Source organism: Paenibacillus sp. E194 (assembly GCF_000935845.1).
In the GTDB taxonomy this organism is placed as follows: domain Bacteria; phylum Bacillota; class Bacilli; order Paenibacillales; family Paenibacillaceae; genus Paenibacillus_B; species Paenibacillus_B alvei_B.
The window spans coordinates 1-986 of record NZ_JMDX01000517.1; the positions used below are offsets into that span (position 1 = coordinate 1).

Here is a 986-nt window from a genome sequence, read left to right on the forward strand (position 1 = left end):
GCCTTGCGTGCGAAGTCAAACGGTCTCACCTGCAGCGTTGCTGTCAGGCGATTAATAATATCCAGCGCCTTCTGCTGTCCGAGTGCCTTCTCCAAAATTTCTTTTGCGTATGTAATACCGCCTTGCGATATATATTCCTGTGCTAGGCAAATTTGGTGAAATTCGCTCATTACCGCTTCTTTTTCCGCTGCATCTACTTTGCGTACATTTGCAATTTCGAGCGTAAGCTGCTCAATTTCTTCATCCCTAAGATGCTTGAATATTTGAGCTGACACTTCCGGCCCGAGCGTTATGAGCAAAATCGCCGCCTTCTGTCTGCCTGTTAATCCGCCTTTGACCATTCCGCTCACCTCGATTCCTCTACTAGCCATGTGCGCAGCAATTTAACAAATTCATCCGGTTTCTTCTTCGCTAGCGATTCCAGCTGTTTGCGCACCTGATGCTCGCCAGTCAAATTCTCTAAGTCAATAGAAGGAAGTTCGAGTTGAGACGGACCAGACATTTCGGTCTCGTAATATTCTTCTTCCTCTTCTTGTCTGCGTTTGCGGACGACCGCGTAGGTAATTCCTCCTGCCACAGCTAGTAATCCAAGCGCACCCGCGCCATACCATACCCAGTTCGGAATCGACTGATTGTCCGACACGACTCCATCTTTAGAACCATTTTGAGTCATGACAGAAACTTTTTGCGTCAGATCAACGTCTGTATATGTAACACCTGAATCTCTTAATTGAGTGGCAACAATACTGCGCAGCACCTTTTCGACTTGCTGCACTCGATCTTGTTGCATTTGATCTGAGTCGATTGCTGCATGAATGGTTAAATCTTTAACAGCATATGGACTTGCTTCAATCGTGTTCGATATCCGATTCACATCGTAATTGGTCGTGCGTTGGGATTTCTCGGAGTTCGTCTCTCCGCCGTTAGATGCAGTAAGGATAATTCGTTACTTCTCCATCGCCCACGCCAGCAACACCACTTTCAGG

1 protein-coding gene and 1 pseudogene are annotated in these 986 nt (G+C 46.9%); both read right to left on the bottom strand.

Features of this window, described 5'->3' with window-relative positions:
- A pseudogene (locus AZ66_RS29310) lies at positions 1-341 on the bottom strand (flagellar motor switch protein FliG); the annotation flags it as partial.
- A gap of 5 nt (positions 342-346) precedes the next feature.
- Positions 347-874, bottom strand: coding sequence for a hypothetical protein (locus tag AZ66_RS29315; protein WP_231587109.1), 528 nt, complete (start codon positions 872-874; stop codon positions 347-349).
- Between the last annotated feature and the right edge of the window lie 112 nt (positions 875-986).